The organism is Streptomyces sp. NPDC051214, assembly GCF_040682375.1.
Classification (GTDB): Bacteria; Actinomycetota; Actinomycetes; order Streptomycetales; family Streptomycetaceae; genus Streptomyces.
Map to the genome: position 1 here is coordinate 1 of NZ_JBFBAT010000039.1, position 1,288 is coordinate 1,288.

Genomic DNA, 1,288 nt, shown 5'->3' on the forward strand with positions numbered 1-1,288 from the left:
TGAGACCTGATGCCGAGCCGATTGTGGTGAAGTGGATGATCCTATGCTGTCGAGAAAAGCCTCTAGCGAGTTTCATGGCGGCCCGTACCCTAAACCGACTCAGGTGGTCAGGTAGAGAATACCGAGGCGTTCGGGTGAACTATGGTTAAGGAACTCGGCAAAATGCCCCCGTAACTTCGGGAGAAGGGGGGCCATCACTGGTGATTGGATTTACTCCATGAGCTGGGGGTGGCCGCAGAGACCAGCGAGAAGCGACTGTTTACTAAAAACACAGGTCCGTGCGAAGCCGTAAGGCGATGTATACGGACTGACGCCTGCCCGGTGCTGGAACGTTAAGGGGACCGGTTAGTGCACTTTCGGGTGTGCGAAGCTGAGAACTTAAGCGCCAGTAAACGGCGGTGGTAACTATAACCATCCTAAGGTAGCGAAATTCCTTGTCGGGTAAGTTCCGACCTGCACGAATGGCGTAACGACTTCTCGACTGTCTCAACCATAGGCCCGGTGAAATTGCACTACGAGTAAAGATGCTCGTTTCGCGCAGCAGGACGGAAAGACCCCGGGACCTTTACTACAGTTTGATATTGGTGTTCGGTTCGGCTTGTGTAGGATAGGTGGGAGACTTTGAAGCGGGCACGCCAGTGTTCGTGGAGTCAACGTTGAAATACCACTCTGGTCGTGCTGGATGTCTAACCTGGGTCCGTGATCCGGATCAGGGACAGTGTCTGATGGGTAGTTTAACTGGGGCGGTTGCCTCCCAAAGAGTAACGGAGGCGCCCAAAGGTTCCCTCAGCCTGGTTGGTAATCAGGTGTTGAGTGTAAGTGCACAAGGGAGCTTGACTGTGAGACCGACGGGTCGAGCAGGGACGAAAGTCGGGACTAGTGATCCGGCGGTGGCTTGTGGAAGCGCCGTCGCTCAACGGATAAAAGGTACCCCGGGGATAACAGGCTGATCTTCCCCAAGAGTCCATATCGACGGGATGGTTTGGCACCTCGATGTCGGCTCGTCGCATCCTGGGGCTGGAGTCGGTCCCAAGGGTTGGGCTGTTCGCCCATTAAAGCGGTACGCGAGCTGGGTTTAGAACGTCGTGAGACAGTTCGGTCCCTATCCGCTGTGCGCGTAGGAATATTGAGAAGGGCTGTCCCTAGTACGAGAGGACCGGGACGGACGAACCTCTGGTGTGCCAGTTGTCCTGCCAAGGGCATGGCTGGTTGGCTACGTTCGGAAAGGATAACCGCTGAAAGCATCTAAGCGGGAAGCCTGCTTCAAGATGAGTATTCCCACCCCCTT

At 55.4% G+C, this 1,288-nt stretch carries 1 rRNA gene; it reads left to right on the forward strand.

From position 1 onward, the window contains the following. Window positions 1–1,288: ribosomal RNA gene (locus AB0M70_RS42145) — 23S ribosomal RNA — on the forward strand; the annotation flags it as partial.